Source organism: Sphingobium sp. TomTYG74 (assembly GCF_055393875.1).
The window spans coordinates 1,060,566-1,081,473 of record NZ_AP027341.1; the positions used below are offsets into that span (position 1 = coordinate 1,060,566).

The window sequence follows — 20,908 nt, forward strand, 5'->3', positions numbered from 1 at the left end:
CCCGCCGACTAAGCGCCGCTCTATAGCAGCTTTCACGACTGATGACGAATTTACGGCCGCGCCCTACCGCAAAATATGGGGGCTGGATAGTACCTGTCCATAAAGCGCCGCATAAGCATCCACCATTGCAGCCTCTTCGAAATCGCGCTGAGCCCGGTGCAGGTTCGCGTCACCCAGGCGGTTACGAAGCTCGGAACTTGCGGCCAGCAGCCCTAGCGCGTCGGACAGTGCCGCCTCATCAGAGGCTATGAATGGCTGGTTTTCCGGCGCAACCATCTGAGCGACGTCTCCGACATCGGTTGACGCCACTGGCAGGCGAGCGGCCATCGCTTCCACCAGCGAGATGGGGAATTGTTCACTGTCCGAGGACAGCGCAAAGATATCGAGCAAGCCTATGAAACGCGAAGGATTGGGCAGGAACCCGGGCATGCAGATGTCATCGAGCCCATGCCGCGCCGCCTCCGCCATGATCGGGTCGCGCTCAGGCCCTTCTCCGATGACCACTAGTTGCAGCTTATCACGGTGCGGCGCGACGGCCCGGACCAGCCGGGGGATATTCTTCACCGGGCGCAAACCGGCCAGCGTGCCGACAAGCAACTTGCCCGGTGAGCGCACCAGCCCTGGAATGGCGTCGGGAACGGGTTGGAGATATTGCGCGACCTCGATCCCGTTGCGGATCAAATGAACTTTCCGCGCAGGCTGATGCCACATCGTGCGGGCAATCTGATTGAGCCGGATGGACGGCACGACGACGGCCTGGACGCGCTGAAGCGCCAGTCGGCGGTAGAGGTTCCGCCCTGTCTTGAGGCGCTCAGCCTCCTCGATGTTGAAGCCATCCTCATGATGGATGAGCGGGGGCATCGGGAGAAAGGATGAGCAGAAACGATGGGCCATGACGGCATCCATCGCGCCCCAATTATATGTGAGAACAAGGTCAAAGCTGGACATGAAGCGTCCCAGTGCCCGGAAGCGCCTTGGGCTAGGGCGGCCGGTTAGCAGCGGAGGATCGGGGAAGCTCACATCGATTTCCGGCGCGATCGCCGATCGGGCGCCCATTGCTTCGGGCGCTGCGCTGACGATCGTGTGGCTGGCTCGGTTGCCCCACAGGTTCATCAGGCGGACGGCGCGCGCTTCCTTGCCGCCGAGGGAAAAACTGCCGTGAACATGAAGAAGGCGGGGCGGCCGCCGTGGAGTGTCAGCCATGCAGGATTCGAGCGAGTAGGCTGTCGATGGCGGCGGCGGCTTCCGGCTCGTCCAGGATAGGCGCGTGGCCGACGTCGGGAACGGTCACCAGTTCAGCGCTCGAGCCCATATCTGCCCGCATACGTTCGGCTGTTGAGGCGCTGATAACGTCGGAGTGTTCGCCACGCAGGATCAGTGAAGGAATGCCATGGAAGGACGACATTACGGGCCATAGGTCGACCCCGGCCTCACCTCCGGCCAAGCGGAGGGGTTCGGCGATGCGCATGTCGTAGTCCAGCACGACGCGGCCTCCGCTGTTGAGGCGGTACAGGCGCTTGGCCATGGCTAGCCATTGTTCGAGGCCATAGCGGGGGTAGATATCGCGGTTCGCCTCTTCGAGGGCGCGGGCGGCCTGGACCCAGCTTTGATGTGATTGGCCAACGCCCACATAGGCCCGGATGCGGTCCAGGCCCGCCTGCTCGAGCTTCGGCCCCACGTCGTTCAAGAGCGCACCGGCCAGCCATTCGCGGTGAGTCGCAGCGATCAGCATGGTAATGAGGCCGCCGAGCGAAGTGCCGATCGCGACGAAGCGGGTGATGGCAAGGTCAGCCAACAGGCGGCTGATGTCCTGCAAATAGGTCAGCGGGACATAGGTCATCGGGTCCTTGGCCTGCGCGCTTTCGGCCCGGCCGCGCATGTCGGGGCAGATAAGACGCCAATCGCCCGCCAGACGATCGGCCAAGGGTTCAAAATCGCGGGCGTTGCGGGTCAGTCCGGGAAGGCAGAGCAGCGGCGGGCGGCCGTCTTCACCGCCGCCATAATCGCGATAATGGAGCCTGAGGCCGTCGGGAGACCACCAATAGCCGTCGGTGAAGCTGGTCAACGGTCGTGCGCCCTCAAATACATGTCCAGCGGTTGCAACTTCCTGCCCCGCTCCCCCATATCGCCGCATGGACAAATCCTCGCAAGCAAACAGATACAATCCGGCAAAGGAAATCTTCGGATTGCAGCCGGATTTCGCCGATGAGGTCGCCCCCGCCGACTTCCCGCAGACGATTTTACGATACCGTAACGACCGGGCCGCAGCCAGCGTGGGGTTGGAAACGCTGAGCGATGACGAGTGGATTCGTCATTTCGGGCGATTCGCCCCCCTGCCCGGCAACCTGCCCCAGCCCTTGGCGCTGCGTTATCATGGACATCAGTTCCGGGCCTACAATCCCGATATAGGAGATGGGCGCGGTTTCCTTTTCGCGCAGCTGCGCGACGATGCAGGACGGCTTTTGGACGTGGGAACGAAGGGGTCGGGCCAGACGCCCTACAGCCGGTTTGGCGATGGCCGCCTGACGCTGAAAGGCGGGGTTCGCGAGATATTGGCGACCGAGATGCTGGAGGCTCTGGGCGTCAACACATCGAAGACCTTCTCACTGATCGAGACGGGCGAGGCGCTGGAGCGCAATGACGAACCCTCCCCCACCCGCGCTGCGGTCATGGTGCGCCTCAGCCATTCGCACATCCGTATTGGATCGTTCCAGCGCGCCGCCTATTTCGACGACAAGCCCCTGTTGGAGCGGCTGACCGATTATTCGCTGCGGACGCTTTATGACGAGAAGCCGGGGAATAACGCGCCCGCGCAATTGCTGGGCCGTGTGGTCGAACGGACGGCCGATCTGACGGCGAGCTATATGGTCGCGGGGTTTGTGCATGGCGTGCTGAACAGCGACAATATCAATGTGACGGGCGAGAGCTTCGATTATGGGCCTTGGCGCTTCACGCCTTTATGGGAGCCGGGTTTCACGGCGGCCTATTTCGATCATGCTGGGCTTTATGCCTTCGGACGGCAAGCGGAAGCGATCCACTGGGACGTGGCGCAGCTGGCTGTATCGCTAAGGCCGCTGGTTGAAGCCGAGCCGTTGATTGAGCAACTGGAGCGGTTCCCGGACCTGTTCGGGCAGGCAATGGTTCGGCGCTTTTGCTGGCGGCTGGGCGTGGTCCCTTCAGAAGAGGCGAACGCGATGATCCAGGCGGCCGTCAATGGCATGGCCGCGAGTGAAACGCCGATCGATCGCTTCTTCCATGACTGGCGCGGTGGCGAGCCGCGTGGCGGGGCGGACTATTCGGGTGAGGCATGGGCTCCGTTCCGGGACGTTGTCGCGGGGATGGAGGCGAGTGGCGGCAAGGAGCATGGCTATTGGAGCGATGCGACGCCCTGTTCGATGCATATTGACGAGGTTGAGGCGATCTGGAGCGCCATTGCCGAGCGGGATGACTGGTCGCTGTTGCATGAGAAAGTGGCGACGGTTCGGCGGATGGGTGAGGCTATGGGGGATGGGCCGGAGGTGCCTTAAGGTCATTCGGGTTATGGGGACGCGACGCTGGGACGCTCGCTGCGCTCGCCCCCTCTCCCCCCGCCTCGATGAGATCACGTGCCTCTCATCGACCCCTGAAGGGGAGAGGGAGCCTTTGGTGCTTTGTGGCGCTTCCCTAATGGGCTGTTATCCGCCATATCGGCTGTATGTCCGCGACGCTGACTTCGACTGAACCCGCCACTGGCGCACTTTTATGGCAGGGGACTGCCAGCGATGTAGAGGCGGAGGTCGCAAGGGTCAGGGCGGCTTGGCCCTCATGGGCTGCACAACCGATTTCCTATCGCATCGAGACGCTGCGGCGCTTCGTCAATGTCGTGCGCGCCAATGAAGAGGCGTTGACCGACCTGATCGCGCGGGAGACGGGAAAGCCGCTGTGGGACGCGCGAACCGAAGTCACGGCTGTGATGAACAAAATCGACATTTCGGTGGCCGCCTATTCGGAGCGGACGGGGCAACGACGACTGGAATCGGCGATGGGTGCCCGCCAGTCGGTGCGGCACAAACCGCATGGCGTCATGGCGGTGCTAGGCCCCTATAATTTCCCCGCCCATCTGCCCAATGGCCATATCATCCCTGCCCTGCTGGCCGGGAACGGTGTGCTGTTCAAACCGTCCGAAAAGACGCCAGCGGTGGGAGAGATGCTGGTGCGTTTCTACCATGAGGCGGGCGTGCCGCAGGATGTCGTGCGGTTGGTGCTGGGCGGGCCGGACGAGGGCAAGGCGCTTGCGGCCCATGCCGACGTGAACGGCATTTTGTTCACCGGATCGGCATCGACGGGGCTGGCGATCAATCGGCAGTTTGCCAGCAATCCGGCCAAGATATTGGCGCTGGAAATGGGCGGGAATAATCCGATCGTCGTATGGGATACCGGCGATATCGCCAGTGCCGCCGTCCTTGTGGTGCAGTCGGCTTTCCTGTCGAGCGGCCAGCGTTGCACGGCGGCAAGCCGGTTGATCGTTAAGGAGGATTTAGCCGACCTGTTGATCGGCGAGGTCAAGAAGATCGCCGACCGACTAATCGTCGATCATCCGCATGCCGATCCTGCCCCCTTCATGGGACCGGTCATCGACAATCATGCGGCGGACCAGCTGACCGAAAGCTTCCTTTATCTGATGAGCCATGGCGGGCGGCCGATAAAGCATCTGGTGCGGCTGTCGGAAGACAGGCCGTTGTTGAGCCCCGCGATCATCGACGTGACTGCGATGACGGAACGGCCCGACGTGGAGCTATTCGGGCCGTTGCTACAGGTAATCCGCGTTCCCGATTTTCCGGCAGCGATCGCGGAGGCGAATAATAGCCGTTATGGCCTGTCGGCTTCGCTGATCGGCGGGTCGCCCGAGCAATATAATCAGTTCTGGGCGAATATCCGGGCAGGCATTGTCAACTGGAACCGGCCGACCAACGGCGCCTCGTCCTCCGCGCCGTTCGGGGGCCTAGGCATTTCGGGCAATCATCGGCCTAGCGCTTTTTATGCGGCGGATTATTGCGCCTATCCGGTTTCATCGGCGGAAATCGAGCAGCCACGGGCATCGATCGGGATTGGGTTGAAGGAAGTGGATGTCAGTGGGATGGGGGATTGAGGGAGTTATCCCGGGCGTCATTCCAGCCATTTTCTGACGTCATGCCAGCGAAAGCCGTAAGCTTACACATCTCGGGCGCAAGAGGTCGAACGAGCATCGCGTCATCCCAGCTTCCGTCGGGATGACGCGATGTTGCTGTTCATTTCGCCAGCCGAAGTCGGCTCAGTCTATCAGAAGACAGGCTGATTAGCCGGATCTTCCGGATCAACCACGGGCGCCGGGATAGGCGTCACGGGCGAGTGAATGCCGCATTCCACCTTGTCCCAGCCGCGCCAGCGGCCCGCGCGCGGGTCTTCACCCGGCAACACCTTCGACGTGCACGGCTCGCAGCCTACCGACAGATAACCCTGCGCCTCCAGCGGATGGCGAGGCAGGTCATGTTCCGCGAAATAGGCTTCCAGATCGTCCTTCGCCCAATCGCCCAGTGGATTGATCTTCAGGCGGCCGTCTTCCACCTCGAAACGCGGCATGTTCTGGCGCGTGGTGGACTGAAATGCCTTGCGCCCCGAAATCCAAGCGTCCAGGCCGTCCTTGGCGCGCTGCATCGGCTCGACCTTGCGGATGTCGCAGCAGCCGTCGGGGTCATAGGACCAGCGCAGGCCCGTTTCGTCCTTCTTCGCCAGCACTTCCGCATTGGGCGTGACCGACCGGCTGTCGGAAAAACCCATCCGGCTGATAAGCGTATCGCGATAGTTCAGCGTTTCCGCGAACATCTTGAGCGTATCGACGAAGATCACCGGCACGCTCTTGTCCGCCCGCGCCACCAGATCCAGCAGCACGGCGCTTTCCGTGCCGAAAGAAGACACAACCGCCACCTTGCCTGCCAGACCTTCGGCAAAGACGGTCTTGAGCATCGTCAATGCATCCACGCCTTCGAAACGCGCGTTCAGCGCGTCCGCGTCGGCCTGCGTGAAGGCAGGCCGGGCGTCGATTACGTCAAGCTGGCGGGCAGGTTCAGCCATTTATACTCTCCGGGTGCCGCTTCGCCCAAACCGGGCTGCGACCATCGACGGTCTTTTGATAGACGTCGGCATAACGATTTAGGGCGCGATCGACGGCGGCATCGTCCAGCGCCTTGTCGGGGCGGAAGCTGTCGAAGCCGCAGCGACGCATGGCACTGAGCTGATCGACCAGCACATCGCCCACAGCGCGCAACTCACCCTGATACCCAGCCTCGCGCAGGATACGGGCCGCCGAATAGCCGCGCCCGTCGCCATAAGCGGGGAAGTTGACCTCAACCAGCGACAGCCGATCGAGATAGGGCAGCAATTCGCGCGCATCCTCGCCCGCTTCGATCCGCACCGCAGTCGAATTGGACTGGCCAGTGAAGGATTCGACCGTGACGGCGGGTTCCTGCGCCGCTTCACCGTCGCGGAAAGTCAGGAACTCAACCATAGATCGCCTCCTTGAAGGGCTTCATGCCAAGACGGCGATAGGTGTCGAGGAAGCGCTCGCCTTCCTGACGCTGAGCGAGATAGAGGTCGGTGACCTTTTCAATGGCATGCACGACGCCATCTTCGGAAAAGCCCGGCCCCGTGATCTGGCCGACGGCAGCATCCTGCGCGCCTGAACCGCCAAGCGACAGCTGGAAATTCTCCACGCCCTTACGGTCCACGCCCAGCACGCCGATATGCCCGGCATGATGATGCCCGCATGCGTTGATGCAGCCGGAAATCTTGACCTTCAGCTCGCCCAGCTCCTTCTGACGGCCAGCGTCCGCAAACCGTTCCGAAAGCTTCTGTGCCAGCGGAATCGACCGCGCATTGGCAAGGCTGCAATAGTCGAGACCCGGGCAGGCGATGATGTCACCGATCAGGTCCAGATTGGCCTCCGCCAGCCCAGCCTCATCCAGCTGCTGCCAGATGGCGTAAAGGTCCGCCTTCTTCACATGCGGCAGGACAAGGTTCTGCGCATGGGTTACGCGCAGTTCGTCCAGCGAATGGCGTTCCGCCAGGTCCGCCACCAACTCGATCTGCTCGGCCGAAGCATCGCCCGGAATACCGCCGCGCGGCTTCAGGCTGATGTTGACGATCGCATAGCCCGGCTGCTTGTGCGCCGCGACCTGCCGGTCGACCCACAGGGCGAAGGCCGGGTCGCTACGGTCAATCTCGTCGCTCAGGCCCTGCTCATAAGCGGGGTTGGCGAAGAAAGGCCGGATGCGGTCCAGCTCCTCGCGTGGCGGGTTAAGGCCCAGCTCCCGCATATGCGCGAACTCTTCCTCGACCTGCCGCTTATATTCCTCGACGCCCAGCTCATGAACCAGGATCTTGATCCGCGCCTTGTACTTGTTGTCGCGGCGGCCATAGCGGTTATAGACGCGCAGGCACGCTTCGAGATAAGGCACGATCTCATCTTCGGTCACGAACTCTTTGATAAGAGGCGCAACCATCGGCGTGCGGCCCATGCCGCCACCGGCATAGACTTCCGCACCGATCTGCCCATCGCGTGATACCAGCTTCAAGCCGATATCATGCAGCCGCATTGCCGCGCGATCTTCTTCGCTGGCGATCACCGCAATTTTGAACTTGCGCGGCAGATAGGTGAATTCCGGATGGAAGGTCGACCATTGGCGCAGCAGCTCGGCCCATGGGCGGGGGTCCGTCACCTCATCAGCGGCGACGCCAGCATATTGGTCGGACGAAATGTTGCGGATGCAATTGCCGCTGGTCTGGATGGCATGCATCTCGACCGTCGCCAGTTCGGCGAGGATGTCGGGCGCGTCGGCCAGCTTGATCCAATTATATTGCAGGTTCGTGCGCGTGGTGAAGTGGCCATAGCCCTTGTCATATTTGCGCGCGATCTCGCCCAGCTTGCGCATTTGCGGCGCGTTCAGCGTGCCATAAGGGATAGCGACACGCAGCATATAGGCGTGCAGCTGGAGATAGAGGCCGTTCATCAGCCGCAGCGGCTTGAACTGATCTTCGGTCAGTTGCCCGGCCAGGCGGCGTTGCACCTGATCGCGAAATTCCTCGACGCGGGCGTCCACGATGGACTGGTCATAGCTGTCATAACGATACATGGTCAGATCACCCAGTTGCCGGCATCGGCGTCATTCGGTTTAAGCGTCAGGTCGGGGCGCACGGTCGGCCCCAGCGCGCGGATGCGGTCCTTGATATGGGCCGGGCGCACGCCTTCGTCGGTCAGGGTGGCGTCGATCACATAAGGCGCGACCACCCGCAGCGCGGCTTCCTCGGCACGGGCAAGCTCGTCGCCCTTGTCGCCCACATCGACGGATTCGCCGACCTGCCGCGACCAGCCGTCGCCCGCCCACCAGATCACGTCCCCGGTGCCAAGGTCATTGCCGGTCAAAATCTTCACGAATGCATCTCCGCCCCATTGTTCGCCTGTGCGGCCCAGCCAGCCAGCACGTCCTGCGCCAGCGCATAGGCCGCCACTTCACCGACCACAATCAGGGCCGGACTTTTTACTTTTTCACGCGTCACCATGTCACCCAGATCGGCCAGCAGCGTCCGCAGCGTGCGCATATCGGAACGCGTGCCATTTTCCAGCACCGCAACCGGAATAGCGGGCGACACACCATCGGCGATAAGCTTGTCGGCGATATCCGCCGCCGTCGCCACGCCCATATAAATCACCAGTGTGCGGCCATGGCCTGCAAGCCCGGACCAGTCCTGATCCGTCAGCCCCTTGCACTGGCCCGCGACGAAGGTCACCGCACTTGCCGCATCGCGATGGGTAAGGGGAAGCTGGGCCTGCGCCGCGCAGCCGATCGCCGCGCTGATCCCCGGCACGATTTCGACCGGAACGCCAGCGGCGCGGCATGCTTCCATTTCCTCGCCGCCGCGGCCAAAGACGAAAGGATCGCCGCCCTTCAGCCGCACGACATTGCGTCCGGCAAGCGCCAGTTCCACAAGCAGAGCGTTGATCCCCTCTTGCGGCATCGAATGGCGGCTGCGCTGCTTGGCGACGGAAATCAATTCAGCGTCGACCGAAGCCATGGCCAATATCTCGGCCGAAACCAATCCGTCATGCACGATGACATCCGCCTGCGCGATCAGGCGCGCAGCACGCAACGTCAGCAGTTCCGGATCACCCGGACCCGCGCCGACGAGAAAGACGGTAGCAGGGAGTTGTTCGGCCATGCTGGCCAGATGGCGGAAGCGCTCAACCGTTTCAATTCAGAATGCTTTGCCCATGGCGAAGGAAAATTTGGGGGATGAGGTGTCCAGGTCCGACACCCGCCCCCTGCATCCCCGCAAAATCAGTAGCGTTCGGCCCGGAGGAACTCGTCCGCCTCACCTCCACGAGCGTGAGGATACAGCTTGAGTGGCGCGAGCCGGCCGTCGCGCAGATAGGGGACGTCAGTATTGGCCACGCATAATCGAACGGCATCGTTCTGTCGAGCAAGCCTCTTGGCGCGAGCGCAGGAATGGCGATAACCTAGCCCTCTTACCTGTGGAAAGGGGATACCGCATGGCGATCGAGCTCAAGATATTGGCGTGGAGCTGTGCGCTCCTGATGGTGCATATTTTTGCGGCGGCGCATTTCAAGACGAAGCAATATGGGCCGAAGTGGAATATGGGCGCGCGGGACGAGAGTTTGCCGCCGCTGGAGCCGGTCGCGGGGCGGCTGGTGCGCGCGCAGGCAAATTTCCTTGAGACCTACCCGATCGCCATCGTCGCGCTGCTCGGCGTGGTGATTGCGGGACGGACGAGTGACCTGACGGCGATCGGCGCGTGGCTGTGGCTGGGCGCGCGGATCGTCTATCTTCCGCTTTACGCGATGGGCGTGCCGGTGGTGCGGACGCTGGTCTATATGGTTGGGCTGATTGGGCTGATATTGGTGTTGCAGGCGCTCATTACGGGTTGAGCGCCCTCGCCCCTTAGTTCGAGCAGAGCCGAACTCAGGAGATCATTCATAATCGCCCATATATCCGCCGTCCGCGAGGTCGGAGAAGCGGGTGATTTTCGCGTCAAACTTCATACGGATACGGCCGGTCGAACCGTGACGCTGTTTGGCGACGATCAGTTCGGCAAGGCCGTAGATCCGCTCCATTTCCTGCGCCCATTCAAGATGTTCGCTACTCTCCTTGTTGCCCGGCTCCTTCGCGGCGACATAATAATCCTCGCGAAAGACGAACCAGACCATGTCGGCGTCCTGCTCGATCGAGCCGGATTCACGAAGGTCGGACAGCTGCGGGCGCTTGTCTTCGCGCTGCTCGACCGCACGGCTAAGCTGGGAAAGCGCCAGAACCGGGACGTTAAGTTCCTTCGCCAAAGTCTTGAGACCACGAGAAATTTCTGAAATTTCCTGCACGCGATTGTCGCTGCCCCGACCACTGCCCTGTAGCAGTTGAAGATAGTCAACGATCACGAGGCCAATGTCATGTCGGCGTTTCAACCGGCGCGCGCGGGTGCGCAGCGCCGCGATGGTCAAACCCGGCGTGTCGTCAATGAACAGTGGCAGTTCCTGAAGGTCACGCGCGGCGCGGGACAGGTTCTGGAAGTCCGCGCGGCTGATCTTGCCCATGCGCAGCGCCTCCCCACTGATGCCCGACTGTTCGGCGAGCACGCGAGTGGCAAGCTGATCGGCGGACATTTCGAGGGAGAAGAAGGCCGTCTTGGCGCCCATATTCTTTTCAGGCGGGATGCCATCGACATGGTCGCGCATCCAGCGGGACGCGGCGTTATAGGCGATGTTGGTCGCGAGCGAGGTCTTGCCCATGCCCGGACGGCCTGCAAGGATCATGAGATCCGAATTGTGAAGGCCACCGATCTTTTCATTCAGGCTGTTGAGGCCGGTGGTGATGCCCGAAACGTGACCGCCACTGTTGAGCGCTCGCTCGGCCACCTGCACCGCCATGGTCGTGGCGGTAGCGAAGCTCTTGACCGAGCCGGTTTCGCCCTCTCCCTCCGATACTTTGTAAAGCGCGACTTCGGCCATCTCGATCTGCTCGCGCGGGTTGACATCCTCGCTGGTATCAAGAGCATTTTCAACGAGTTCACGGCCAACATTCACAAGCTGACGCAGGAGTGCAAGGTCATAAATCTGGCTGGCGAAATCGCGCGCGCCGAGCAAGGCGGCACCATTGCCCGTGAGTTGTGCGAGATAGCCGACACCGCCCAATTCCTTGAGCGCGGGGTCCTGTTCCAGCAATGGCTTGAGCGTGACCGGATTGGCGACCATGTCGCGCTCAACCAGCTTCATCACGGCTTCATAGATGCGGCCATGCAGAGGCTCGAAGAAATGCTCCGCCTTGAGCTTGAGCTGGACATCCTCGGCAATGCGGTTGTCGATCATCAGCGCGCCCAGCAGCGCGGCTTCCGCCTCCACATTGCGCGGGAGTTCGGGGATGCCTGCTTCGGCGGCGGGATTAATCTGCACCAGTTCGACCATGCGCCTCTCATCGCGCTCGCCGGGGTTCTGCGCAAGGGGCAAGCTGTGTCCCGACAGGCAAAGCTGTGGAGAACTCCCCCTTGCTTTTCCTCGTCGGCAGCAGCAGGGACTATGGACCCATGACCGACCCGCGCATCATCGACATCACGCTTGACGAGCGGACGATCCTTTGGCGCAATGCGGACGTCGAGCAGGAGCGGCGGATCGCCATATTCGACCTGCTGGAAGACAATTATTTCGCGCCCCAGCGCACCCATGCCGATGATTATGCAGGTCCCTACCGCGTGCTGCTGCGCGTCGAGGATGGGCGGCTGGTGATCGAGATCAAGCGGGAGGATGGCGAGCCGCTGGAGGCGATCATCCTGGGCCTCGGCCGGTTCCGGCGTCCGATCCGGGAATATTTCGCGATATGCGACAGCTATTATCAGGCAATCAGCAACGCCTCCCCGCAACAGATTGAAACGGTGGACATGGCGCGCAGGGCCATCCACAATGACGCGGCGGAAATGCTGATCGAGCGGCTGGAGGGCAAGATCAAGGTCGATTTCGACACGGCACGACGCCTGTTCACGCTCATCTGCGTGCTGCATATCAAGGGGTAAGAGAACATTCGCCAGCATTCTTCCGGCCGGTTTCTGGTCCGCATTGTTGCGGGCGCGGCCGTCATTGCCTTGCTGGCGCTTGGGCTGTGGGCTTATGCCTGCCGCTGGGCACCGGGACGGGACGTTTATCCGGTTCAGGGGGTGGCCGTTTCCGCCGACGGAGGCACCATCGATTGGGGCACGCTGGCCGCCAATGGCGTCGATTTCGCCTATATAAGAGCGGCCAAGGGCACAGAGGGCCGCGACCCTGCCTTTGCGCGGAACTGGTCTGCGGCGCGATCGTCAGGTTTGCGTTATGGCGCGGTGCTGGATTTCAGCCTGTGCGGCCGGGCCGCCGGTCAGGCGACACGCTTCGTCACGACAGTGCCACGGGATAATGCCGCCCTGCCCCCGGTGATCCGGCTCGACTTCGATCCTGGCTGCACTGCGCGGCCGGGGCGGGACGCGGTGCTGTCGGAACTCAATACGCTGGTGAACCTGGTCGAAAGCAATGCAGGCAAGCCGGTGCTCCTCAACATCTCGGAGGCTTTCGAGGAGGAATATGACATCGCGTCAGGCATAAACCGGACGCTCTGGCTGGATGGAAATTTCTTTCCGCCTGATTATGCCACCCGCCGATGGGTCATGTGGACGGCGAATGACATGCGTCATATCGATGGCATCGATGGCCCGGTCAGGTGGGGTGTGGTTGCGCCATGAATATTGATGCGGATGTCGAAAGCCTGATCGAGGCAGCGCGCGCGGCGAGGGCAAATGCCTATGCGCCGTACAGCCGATTTGCTGTCGGGGCAGCCGTGCGCTTGTCCGATGGCGAAGTGGTCGTCGGCGCCAACTTCGAAAATGCGAGCTTCGGCCTGTCGCTCTGCGCTGAGACAGTGGCGCTGGCAGCGGCGAATGCGCAGGGACGGCTCGGCGACGTGCGGGCAATTGCGGTCGTTGGGGGGCGTGCTGACCCGGTAACGCCCTGCGGAAGATGTCGCCAGATACTGAACGAAGCAGAGCAGGTGGCGGGCAGACCGATCGCCATTTATTGTGCGGCGGGCGACGGCGAGTCCGTGGTCCAACACAGCGTTACCGAACTTTTGCCTTTTTCGTTCGGACCCAATGACTTGGGTCACAATCCTTCCAGTAAGAGTTAAGAATAGCCATGTCGATTTTGTCGGATAAGTGGATTCGCGAACAGGCCATGTCCCAAGGGATGATCGAGCCATTCGTCGAAAATCAGCGGCGGGACGGCTGCATCAGCTATGGCCTGTCCTCCTATGGCTATGATGCGCGCGTGGCCGACGAGTTCAAAATTTTCACCAATGTCGATAGCGCGGTGGTGGACCCCAAGGATTTCGCGGCGAACAGCTTTGTCGATCGCAAAACCGATTGCTGCATCATTCCGCCCAACAGCTTTGCGCTGGCCCGGACGGTCGAATATTTCCGGGTGCCTCGCGATGTGCTGGTGATCTGCCTTGGCAAATCCACCTATGCGCGGTGCGGCATCATCGTGAATGTGACACCGCTGGAACCCGGCTGGGAAGGCCATGTGACGCTGGAGTTTTCCAACACGACGCCCCTCCCCGCCAAGATCTACGCCAATGAAGGGGCCTGCCAGTTCCTGTTCCTCAAGGGCAATGAGCCGTGCGAGGTCAGCTATGCCGACCGGGCGGGGAAATATATGGGGCAGCAAGGCGTTACATTGCCTCGACTCTAAAGGCCGTGCCACAAGGCTGAGGATGAATTTCGATCGGCGCCAGTCATGCTGAAGTTTTTCCGTCGCGGTGCATCGCCAGCGCCCTCCTTCATGCCCGATATAGGGGGAAATCGGCGGGTCTATGCCATTGGGGACATTCACGGGCGGCTCGACCTGTTCGAACAGCTGCTGCGTTTGATCGATCAGGATGACGCGGCGCGCGCCCCCCTGCCCTGCCATCTCATCCTGCTGGGTGATCTGATGGATCGCGGGCCGCAATCTGCCGCCGTCATAGGGCATGCGATGTCCTTGTGGCGGGGATCCCCGAATGTGTACCTGATCAAAGGCAATCATGAGGAGGTCTTTGTCGGAGCCGCGAAGGGCGATGCGCAGTATGCGGGCTATTGCCGACGCATCGGAGGCGATACCACCCTTGCCAGCTATGGGCTGGAATCCGACGTCAGCACAGCGATGACGGACAAGGACATCGCGTCATGGATGCTGGAAAATGTACCCCGTGAGCATGTCGATTTCCTGAACGACTTCGCGGATAGTCTTGTGATGGGCGACTATCTGTTCGTTCATGCCGGGATCAGGCCCGGCCTGCCGTTGGAGAAGCAGGACGCGGCGGACTTGCGCTGGATCAGGGGCGAATTCCTGCATGACCGGCAAGCCCATCCCTATATGGTGGTTCATGGGCACAGCATAACCAGCGAAGTCGATGAGCAGGCCAACCGGATCGGGATAGACACGGGTGCCTGGAACAGCGGCAAACTGACGGCGATCGGCCTTGAGGGCACGGAACGCTGGTATTTGCAGACTTAGCCAGAACAGAAAGACGCCCCAAGTTCAACGCCAGCCCTTCTCCTTCGCAGCGGCCTCCTGGGTCGCGTCAGCTGGGGAGCCTTCCATCAGGGCATTGATCGTAGCCATGATGCGAGCGTCGGTGGAGGATGCCTGGCGGTAATCCGTCGATTGGGCGGTGCCGGGAATCAGTTGCTGAACCTGCCAGCCTTGCCCCTCGCGGCAAGCTACTCCCGACAGGGCGCTGCCTTCGAAGCTGCGGCACCAACCTCCGCCTTTGCGCTGAAAACTGAGGCCAATGCGGATCGATCTGTCCTGTTGGGCCGAAGCTAGTTGAGTCTCCAGAGCAGAGACGAGTTCACCCCTGGCCGATATGACACCATCCTTGACCGCAATCGGGCCAGCGGGGCCGCCCGACAAACGGCCGACACCAAGACCCAGGACAAGGCTGGCAGCGATCGCGCCACCGATGCCCCAACTGCGCCATTTAGGGGCCGCAGCACGGGTGATGGGCGTGACCTTCGCCCGTTCCTCCAGCAGCGCGCGCATGGCCGGTGGCACGGGCTCAGCTTCCACAGGCGCGTAGTGACGGGACAGACGCTGCCGCAAATGTCGGTGCATTTCGAGGCGCTTCGCCAAGGCAGGATCGTCCGCAACGGCGCGATCGACGCGGCGGCGAGTGATTTCGTCCAACTCGCCATCGACCCAGGCGATCAGCATGGCTTCGTCAATGTCGGTCATGCTGCTTCTCCCAGCAATTCGATAAGGGCACCGCGTCCCCGGACCAATCGGGAGGTCAATGTGCCCATGGGCACGCCCAGAATTTCGGCGGCTTCCTTGTAAGACAGCCCCTCGACAAGGACGAGGGCGATGGCTTCGCGCTGATCGTCCGGCAGAGCCTGCATCGCGCGATCGACGTCGGAAAGCATGACATGCGCCTCCACATGCTGGTCGCCCGCATAGCCGACATGCTCGCCTGCCTCTTCAGGTGCAAAGGTCCGCACGGCGCGTTGACGCGAGCGGCCTTCATCGATCCAGAGATTGCGCATGATACGATACATCCAGCTGTCCAACCTAGTCCCCGGCTGCCATTGTTCGCGCGCCCGCAGCCCCCGCTCCAGCGCCGCCTGGCAAAGGTCGTCCGCATCGGCCCGATCCCTCGACAAGCTGACGGCGAAGCGGCGCAGCCGGGGAAGGATCGCCAACAGATCGTTTTCGAACGACATCCGGTCTCCATCACTTGTTCAAGGATGAAACGGCTGTGCCCATTCGTTTCATCCCCGAAGACGTATATCTACCGGAAATAAATTCGCGATGACTCATTATGGATGCGAAAGGAGCGGAAAATTCGCCTCCGCGCCAGTCGAGGATGAAGAGACAGATATGAAGGCCCTACGTTCCTGGATCGTTGCGGGACTGCTGCTGACAGGTCCAGCGGCGCAAGCGCAGTTGCTGCCCTCCCCCAACGGGGCCTTGGGTCGGGTCGGCAGGGTGGTTCCGGACCTGCTCAACGAGGCGGACAGCGCGCTGGATCGGGTTCCTTCAACCCGTTTTGCCGAGCGCCTCGTGGCGGAAAGAGCGGCGCGGATCGGTGATCTGCTGCGACGGCATGGCGACAGCGTGGAACTGGACGACAGGAAGGAAGCGGCGCGGCGTGGCGTCATCCTGATGACGGGTGCGAAGCAGGCGAGCATCGAAGCGTTGCGTGGCGCGGGCTATGGGGTGGCAAGCGAGGACGTTGAGGGGATCGACCTGCCGCTGACGCGCCTGACTGTACCGCCCGGTCGAAGCCTCTCCCGTGCATTGAAGCAGGTGCGCTCGATCGCACCAGAGGCGGAGGCGAGCGCGGATAATCTCTATTTCCCTGGCGGCAAAGCACCCAAGTCGGCGAGTGCTGCCTTGGCTGGAACAGGGACTGTCCGGTCCCCAGCGGCAGGATTGATCGATGGTGGTGTCGCCCGCCACGCGTCACTCACTGGCGCGGTCGAGCAGCGCGGCTTCGTTCGGGGCGCACCTCGCGCCAGTTCGCATGGCACGGCGGTGGCGTCCTTGATCAGTGGGACCGGACCCATCCGGGGCGCCGCGCCAGGGACGCCCCTACTCGTGGCGGACGTGTATGGCGATGATCCGGCGGGCGGCAGCGCCTTCGCGATCGTGCGAGCGCTGGGGTGGATGGCGGCGCGCGGGGTCAAAGTCGTCACGGTGAGCCTGGTCGGACCCGATAATCCTCTGCTGGCGGGAGCAGTCCGATTGGCGCGAGACAAGGGCGTGACGGTGGTAGCGGCGGTCGGCAATGATGGCCCGGCCGCCCCTCCCGCCTATCCCGCCTCCTATCCTAATGTTGTGGCGGTGACGGGCGTAGACGGCGGCGGACGTTTGCTGCCCGAAGCGGGGCGTGCGCGGCATGTGGATTTCGCGGCGCCCGGTGCGGACATGAATGCAGCTCACGCCGGAGGTGGCAAGGGGCGCGTGCGAGGCACCTCCTTCGCCGCGCCGCTGGTTGCGGGGCGGTTGTTCCTGAGCGGCAGCCTGAACGGCTTGATCGCGGAAGCCAAACCGGGAAGCAGCAAAGCGTTCGGGCATGGTATCATCTGTAGCGATTGCAGAAATATCAATTGAATATCAGTTAGTTGTTAAAAATATTTCGACGTCAGGGATGAAGTTGCATCGCCATCCCGTTGTCCTTGCATCGGATCGACAACGAACAAGGAGACGATCGATGAAGAAGACAATCATTCTTGCCACTGCCTGCCTTGCCGCCCTGACTGCGGTTCCTGCGTCTGCTCAGCTTCTAGGTGGCGGCGGCGGCTTGGGCGGTGGCCTTGGCGGCGCACTGGGCGGCGCTGGTGGATCGCTCGGCGGCACATTGAGCGGTTCGGGCGGCATCGGCCTCGACCGCAGCATCGATCTGGGCAATGGCGGGGTTGCGGCGAAGGGTTCTGGTTCTGGCCGGGCTGACGGCGCTGCCACTGGTTCTGTCAGCCGCAAGGGCAAGAACCATGGGGCAAACGTTTCGGGATCGGCCAGCGGATCGGCAAGCGGTGGCCTGACCGCCGACACGCTGGGCACCAATGATGTCGCCAATGCAGTAGGCGGCGTGCGGGATCGGGTCAGCCAGACGGCGGGCGCAGCGCGAGATCGCGCGGTCACTGCTGGTGCCGCAGCGCAAGGACAGGCCAGCGCAACGGCTCAAGCGGCACGCAACCGGGCTGGTGGCGCACTTAGCGGTGCTGGATCGGCGGCCGGTAGCGCAGCGGGTGCGGCACAGTCCGGCACGGCAAACTCAGCCGGGAGCGCCAGCAACGTTCTCAATGGAGGCGCGGCGCTCAATGCAACCGGCGCGCTATCGGGAAGCGGCCAGGCATCAGGCTCCAGCGAAAGCACGCCGTCCGGTCAGGCGGACAATTGACCCCACTCGGGCGGATTCCCCACTTCGGGCTTTAAGCCCGCTCCCTTTCCGCCCATCCGCCTGACAAGACAGGGCCGGTGATCCAAGAGGTCGCCGGCCCTTTTTCATATCAGCACAGATCCCAGCGCGGCCCGGTCAACGACAAAGGCCGATGATCCCATAGGATCACCGGCCTTTTGGCACCCGCGCAAGGTTGCGGGGTCAGGCGACCTTGGTCGCGACCTCTTCCGCTTCATCAGGATCGCGCAGCACATAACCACGGCCCCACACGGTTTCGATATAATTGTCGCCACTGCACGCCAGAGCCAGTTTCTTGCGCAGCTTGCAGATAAAGACGTCGATGATCTTGAGTTCAGGCTCGTCCATGCCGCCATAGAGATGGTTAAGGAACATCTCCTTGGTCAGCGTCGTGCCCTTGCGGAGCGAAAGCAGCTCCAGCATTGCATATTCCTTGCCGGTCAGGTGGACGCGGTTGCCGTCCACTTCCACGGTCTTGGCGTCCAGATTGACGGCCAGCTTGCCCGTGCGGATGACCGATTGCGAATGACCCTTAGACCGGCGAACCACAGCATGGATGCGCGCGATCAGCTCTTCGCGATGGAAGGGCTTGGTCACATAATCGTCGGCGCCAAAGCCGAAGGAGCGAACCTTGCTGTCCATCTCCGCAATGCCGGAAAGGATGAGCACCGGCGTCTGCACCTTGGCGGCGCGGAGCTTCTTCAGCACGTCATAGCCGTGCATGTCCGGCAGGTTCAAATCCAGACAGATGATGTCGTAGTCATACAGCTTTCCGAGGTCGAGCCCTTCCTCGCCAAGGTCAGTGGTGTAGACATTGAAGCCTTCGGTCGTGAGCATAAGCTCGATCGCCTTGGCCGTTGTCGGTTCATCTTCTATTAGCAGAACGCGCATATTGAAGCCCCTGTCCTTGCAGATCCCGTCAACCCCTAAGAACGGCGTCTGCTCCAATTCATTAACCAAAAAACTTCTGAAGGACAAAGGTTAATTTTTCGCTAACCCGCAGAAATGCGCGAGTCGCGAGAATTTGAATCTGTTTGCAAGAATTTTCTGTCGAAGTGATTCATTTTGAGTCAAGATAGATTCACCTGCGCAACGAAGCTTTAGCAGCCGTGGTTGCGAGCGATGAAATCGAGCAGGGCTTCGACCCGCGCAGGCCGCAAGCGGGAGGGCGGCGTGACCAGATGCAGGCCGAGTGGCGGCGGCCTCCAATCCAGCAGAACCTCTTCCAACTCACCTGAAGCGAGCGCTTCACCCACAATAAAATCGGGGAGCCGGGCGACACCTATGCCCGCCCGGAGCGCGGGCAGCATCGCGTCGCCGCTGTTGACGGTGAGACGCGCCCTCACCTGTATCACGACATTCTGCTGACCTGGGCCAGCGAAACGCCAAACATCCGGCGTGGGGGCGTTTGAATAGCAAAGACAGTCATGGGTGCCGAGGTCGGACGGGTGCGCGGGACGTCCCCGCTCCGCCAGATAGGCCGGAGAAGCAATGACGTGCAGTTTGACGTCACCCAGCCGCCTGGCCCGCAGCGAACTGTCCGGCATGTCGGCGATGCGGAGGGTGGCATCAAGCCCCATCTCGATCATGTCTATCCGCGCGTCAGACAGGTGAAGATTGATGTCGACGGCAGGATGAATCTTGGCGAACTGCGCGACCAGCGGCGCGACGCGGAGCAATCCGAATGTCATCGGCGCGCCCAGCCGGATGGTTCCGGACAACTCGTCCGTATCCTGGCGAGCGGCTTCCTCCGCCGCCTGCCCTTCCTCTAAGATCCGGGCTGCATGACTGGCGAGACGCTTGCCGCTTTCGGTAAGGGCCAGGCGGCGACTGGTGCGATTGAACAGGCTGGTCTCAAGATGTTGCTCAAGGCGTGTGACGGCCTTTGAGACCGTCGCTTTCGATACACTGAGCGCCTTGGCGGCATCGGTGAAGCTGCGATGCTCCACGACGGCAGCGAACATGGCCCATGCTTCAAGGTCGGGAAGACGCATATAGGAAACAATCCGTTTCAATGATGCTGGTTTAAGAAACGATCCTGATCGCTAAATCAATCGGAAGCAAGCGGGAACACTTTTTCTCGCCGCAAGGAAAGGCATAAATATGATCACCGCCGCAGGAAACCGCATCGAGCGTCGTCCCTTCGAGACGCTGGGTCATGCCGACCATGGCTGGCTCAACGCCCGCCATCATTTCTCCTTCGCCGACTATCACGACCCCGATCGCATGGGCTGGGGCGCGATCCGCGTGTGGAATGACGATGAAATCGCCGCGAACACCGGCTTCCCTCCGCATCCGCACCGCGACATGGAAATCGTCACCTATGTTCGCAAGGGCGCGATCACGCATCAGGACAGTCTGGGCAACAAGGGCCGGACAGAGGCTGACGACGTACAGGTGATGAGCGCAGGGACGGGCATCCGTCACTCCGAATATAATCTGGAGGATGAAACAAGCACGCTGTTTCAGATCTGGATCATACCCAAGGCGCAGGGCGGCGCGCCAAGCTGGGGCGCCAAGCCCTTTCCGAAAGGCGATCGTGCCGGGAAGCTGGTGGTACTCGCCAGCGGCTATGCGGAGGATCAAGATGCGCTGCGTATCCGCGCCGATGCCCGGCTGCTCGGCGGCACCATAAAGGCTGGCACCAGCGTGACGTATGAAAGCGCCGAGGGACGACACCTGTATCTCGTGTCTGCCACCGGCCGGATCGAGATTGACGGCCAGACCTTTGAAGCACGCGATGGAGCCGCGATCCTAGGCGGCCAGCCCATCACGATCACCGCGATCGAGGATAGCGAAATCGTCCTCGTCGATAGCGAATAGGCTCGCGGAGCCTATCGGCCGCTCGCTCACCTTGCCCCCCTAAGGGGGCGAGCGGTCGCATTATTCAAGAAACCTTTTTCCGATCA

The 20,908-nt window shown here is 61.8% G+C and carries 23 protein-coding genes; 11 read left to right on the forward strand and 12 right to left on the reverse strand.

Annotated elements, in window-relative coordinates:
- Nucleotides 1-63: 63 nt before the first annotated feature.
- On the reverse strand, nucleotides 64-1,203 hold the full coding sequence (locus ACZ5TB_RS05410) for a glycosyltransferase family 4 protein (RefSeq protein WP_464792285.1): 1,140 nt from the start codon (nucleotides 1,201-1,203) through the stop codon (nucleotides 64-66).
- Nucleotides 1,196-2,065, reverse strand: coding sequence for an alpha/beta fold hydrolase (locus ACZ5TB_RS05415; RefSeq protein WP_464792495.1), 870 nt, complete (start codon nucleotides 2,063-2,065; stop codon nucleotides 1,196-1,198). Before ACZ5TB_RS05415 ends, ACZ5TB_RS05410 begins: the two co-directional genes overlap by 8 nt.
- 67 nt (nucleotides 2,066-2,132) lie before the next feature.
- On the opposite strand from ACZ5TB_RS05415, the gene ACZ5TB_RS05420 reads away from it, so the two are divergent.
- Entirely contained in the window at nucleotides 2,133-3,527 is a 1,395-nt protein-coding gene (locus ACZ5TB_RS05420; protein ID WP_464792286.1) for a protein adenylyltransferase SelO, read from the forward strand.
- A 167-nt stretch (nucleotides 3,528-3,694) separates the two neighbouring features.
- Nucleotides 3,695-5,128 (forward strand): succinylglutamate-semialdehyde dehydrogenase, encoded by a 1,434-nt coding sequence (gene astD / locus ACZ5TB_RS05425; protein WP_464792287.1) that lies wholly within the window; start codon nucleotides 3,695-3,697, stop codon nucleotides 5,126-5,128.
- Between the two features lie 170 nt (nucleotides 5,129-5,298).
- On the opposite strand, the gene ACZ5TB_RS05430 is transcribed toward astD, so the two are convergent.
- Genes ACZ5TB_RS05430 through cobA form a run of 5 tightly spaced genes read right to left on the reverse strand, consistent with a single transcriptional unit; the run spans nucleotide 5,299 to nucleotide 9,231 of the window.
- On the reverse strand, nucleotides 5,299-6,090 hold the full coding sequence (locus ACZ5TB_RS05430; RefSeq protein ID WP_464792288.1) for a phosphoadenylyl-sulfate reductase: 792 nt from the start codon (nucleotides 6,088-6,090) through the stop codon (nucleotides 5,299-5,301).
- Entirely contained in the window at nucleotides 6,083-6,523 is a 441-nt protein-coding gene (locus ACZ5TB_RS05435; protein ID WP_464792289.1) for a DUF934 domain-containing protein, read from the reverse strand. The genes ACZ5TB_RS05430 and ACZ5TB_RS05435 overlap by 8 nt, the downstream gene beginning before the upstream one ends.
- Nucleotides 6,516-8,147, reverse strand: a complete 1,632-nt coding sequence (locus ACZ5TB_RS05440; protein ID WP_464792290.1) for a nitrite/sulfite reductase — start codon at nucleotides 8,145-8,147, stop codon at nucleotides 6,516-6,518. Before ACZ5TB_RS05440 ends, ACZ5TB_RS05435 begins: the two co-directional genes overlap by 8 nt.
- A gap of 2 nt (nucleotides 8,148-8,149) precedes the next feature.
- Entirely contained in the window at nucleotides 8,150-8,446 is a 297-nt protein-coding gene (locus ACZ5TB_RS05445) for a DUF2849 domain-containing protein (RefSeq protein WP_449472101.1), read from the reverse strand.
- Nucleotides 8,443-9,231: a uroporphyrinogen-III C-methyltransferase gene (gene cobA, locus ACZ5TB_RS05450; protein WP_464792291.1), complete on the reverse strand. Its 789-nt coding sequence runs from the start codon at nucleotides 9,229-9,231 to the stop codon at nucleotides 8,443-8,445. The genes ACZ5TB_RS05445 and cobA overlap by 4 nt, the downstream gene beginning before the upstream one ends.
- Before the next feature lie 331 nt (nucleotides 9,232-9,562).
- Between cobA and ACZ5TB_RS05455 the strand changes: the two genes are divergently transcribed.
- On the forward strand, nucleotides 9,563-9,958 hold the full coding sequence (locus ACZ5TB_RS05455) for an MAPEG family protein (RefSeq protein WP_464792292.1): 396 nt from the start codon (nucleotides 9,563-9,565) through the stop codon (nucleotides 9,956-9,958).
- 42 nt (nucleotides 9,959-10,000) lie between these two features.
- Here the strand turns inward: ACZ5TB_RS05455 and ACZ5TB_RS05460 are convergent, their stop codons facing one another.
- Nucleotides 10,001-11,485, reverse strand: coding sequence for a replicative DNA helicase (locus tag ACZ5TB_RS05460; RefSeq protein ID WP_464792293.1), 1,485 nt, complete (start codon nucleotides 11,483-11,485; stop codon nucleotides 10,001-10,003).
- A gap of 119 nt (nucleotides 11,486-11,604) precedes the next feature.
- Here ACZ5TB_RS05460 and ACZ5TB_RS05465 point away from each other — a divergent pair, with 119 nt between their 5' ends.
- The 5 genes from ACZ5TB_RS05465 to ACZ5TB_RS05485 all read left to right on the forward strand — a co-directional run bounded on the left by ACZ5TB_RS05465 (nucleotide 11,605) and on the right by ACZ5TB_RS05485 (nucleotide 14,593).
- Complete coding sequence (locus ACZ5TB_RS05465) at nucleotides 11,605-12,087, forward strand: UPF0262 family protein (protein WP_460987934.1); 483 nt, start codon at nucleotides 11,605-11,607, stop codon at nucleotides 12,085-12,087.
- Nucleotides 12,088-12,150: 63 nt separating this feature from the next.
- Nucleotides 12,151-12,786: a glycoside hydrolase family 25 protein gene (locus ACZ5TB_RS05470; protein ID WP_464779970.1), complete on the forward strand. Its 636-nt coding sequence runs from the start codon at nucleotides 12,151-12,153 to the stop codon at nucleotides 12,784-12,786.
- Nucleotides 12,783-13,226, forward strand: coding sequence for a cytidine deaminase (locus ACZ5TB_RS05475; protein WP_464792294.1), 444 nt, complete (start codon nucleotides 12,783-12,785; stop codon nucleotides 13,224-13,226). Before ACZ5TB_RS05470 ends, ACZ5TB_RS05475 begins: the two co-directional genes overlap by 4 nt.
- 8 nt (nucleotides 13,227-13,234) lie before the next feature.
- Nucleotides 13,235-13,789: a dCTP deaminase gene (dcd, locus tag ACZ5TB_RS05480; RefSeq protein ID WP_464779694.1), complete on the forward strand. Its 555-nt coding sequence runs from the start codon at nucleotides 13,235-13,237 to the stop codon at nucleotides 13,787-13,789.
- Between the two features lie 45 nt (nucleotides 13,790-13,834).
- Complete coding sequence (locus tag ACZ5TB_RS05485) at nucleotides 13,835-14,593, forward strand: metallophosphoesterase family protein (RefSeq protein ID WP_464792295.1); 759 nt, start codon at nucleotides 13,835-13,837, stop codon at nucleotides 14,591-14,593.
- Between the two features lie 24 nt (nucleotides 14,594-14,617).
- On the opposite strand, the gene ACZ5TB_RS05490 is transcribed toward ACZ5TB_RS05485, so the two are convergent.
- Both ACZ5TB_RS05490 and ACZ5TB_RS05495 read right to left on the reverse strand, forming a co-directional pair.
- Nucleotides 14,618-15,313 (reverse strand): anti-sigma factor family protein, encoded by a 696-nt coding sequence (locus ACZ5TB_RS05490; RefSeq protein WP_464792296.1) that lies wholly within the window; start codon nucleotides 15,311-15,313, stop codon nucleotides 14,618-14,620.
- A complete protein-coding gene (locus ACZ5TB_RS05495) occupies nucleotides 15,310-15,798 on the reverse strand; it encodes an RNA polymerase sigma factor (protein ID WP_464792297.1) in 489 nt (162 codons plus the stop codon). Before ACZ5TB_RS05495 ends, ACZ5TB_RS05490 begins: the two co-directional genes overlap by 4 nt.
- Nucleotides 15,799-15,886: 88 nt before the next feature.
- Between ACZ5TB_RS05495 and ACZ5TB_RS05500 the strand changes: the two genes are divergently transcribed.
- Both ACZ5TB_RS05500 and ACZ5TB_RS05505 read left to right on the forward strand, forming a co-directional pair.
- Nucleotides 15,887-17,191 carry a S8 family serine peptidase gene (locus ACZ5TB_RS05500; RefSeq protein WP_464792298.1) on the forward strand — a complete coding sequence of 435 codons (1,305 nt, stop codon included), beginning with the start codon at nucleotides 15,887-15,889 and terminating at the stop codon, nucleotides 17,189-17,191.
- Nucleotides 17,192-17,291: 100 nt separating this feature from the next.
- Nucleotides 17,292-17,981, forward strand: a complete 690-nt coding sequence (locus tag ACZ5TB_RS05505) for a hypothetical protein (protein ID WP_464792299.1) — start codon at nucleotides 17,292-17,294, stop codon at nucleotides 17,979-17,981.
- Between the two features lie 201 nt (nucleotides 17,982-18,182).
- On the opposite strand, the gene ctrA is transcribed toward ACZ5TB_RS05505, so the two are convergent.
- Both ctrA and ACZ5TB_RS05515 read right to left on the reverse strand, forming a co-directional pair.
- On the reverse strand, nucleotides 18,183-18,890 hold the full coding sequence (gene ctrA, locus ACZ5TB_RS05510; RefSeq protein ID WP_196226306.1) for a response regulator transcription factor CtrA: 708 nt from the start codon (nucleotides 18,888-18,890) through the stop codon (nucleotides 18,183-18,185).
- A gap of 209 nt (nucleotides 18,891-19,099) precedes the next feature.
- The gene (locus ACZ5TB_RS05515; RefSeq protein ID WP_464792300.1) at nucleotides 19,100-19,993 is read right to left on the reverse strand and encodes a LysR family transcriptional regulator; all 894 of its coding nucleotides are present in this window, start codon (nucleotides 19,991-19,993) and stop codon (nucleotides 19,100-19,102) included.
- A gap of 109 nt (nucleotides 19,994-20,102) precedes the next feature.
- On the opposite strand from ACZ5TB_RS05515, the gene ACZ5TB_RS05520 reads away from it, so the two are divergent.
- On the forward strand, nucleotides 20,103-20,822 hold the full coding sequence (locus ACZ5TB_RS05520; protein WP_464792301.1) for a pirin family protein: 720 nt from the start codon (nucleotides 20,103-20,105) through the stop codon (nucleotides 20,820-20,822).
- The last annotated feature ends 86 nt before the right edge of the window (nucleotides 20,823-20,908 follow it).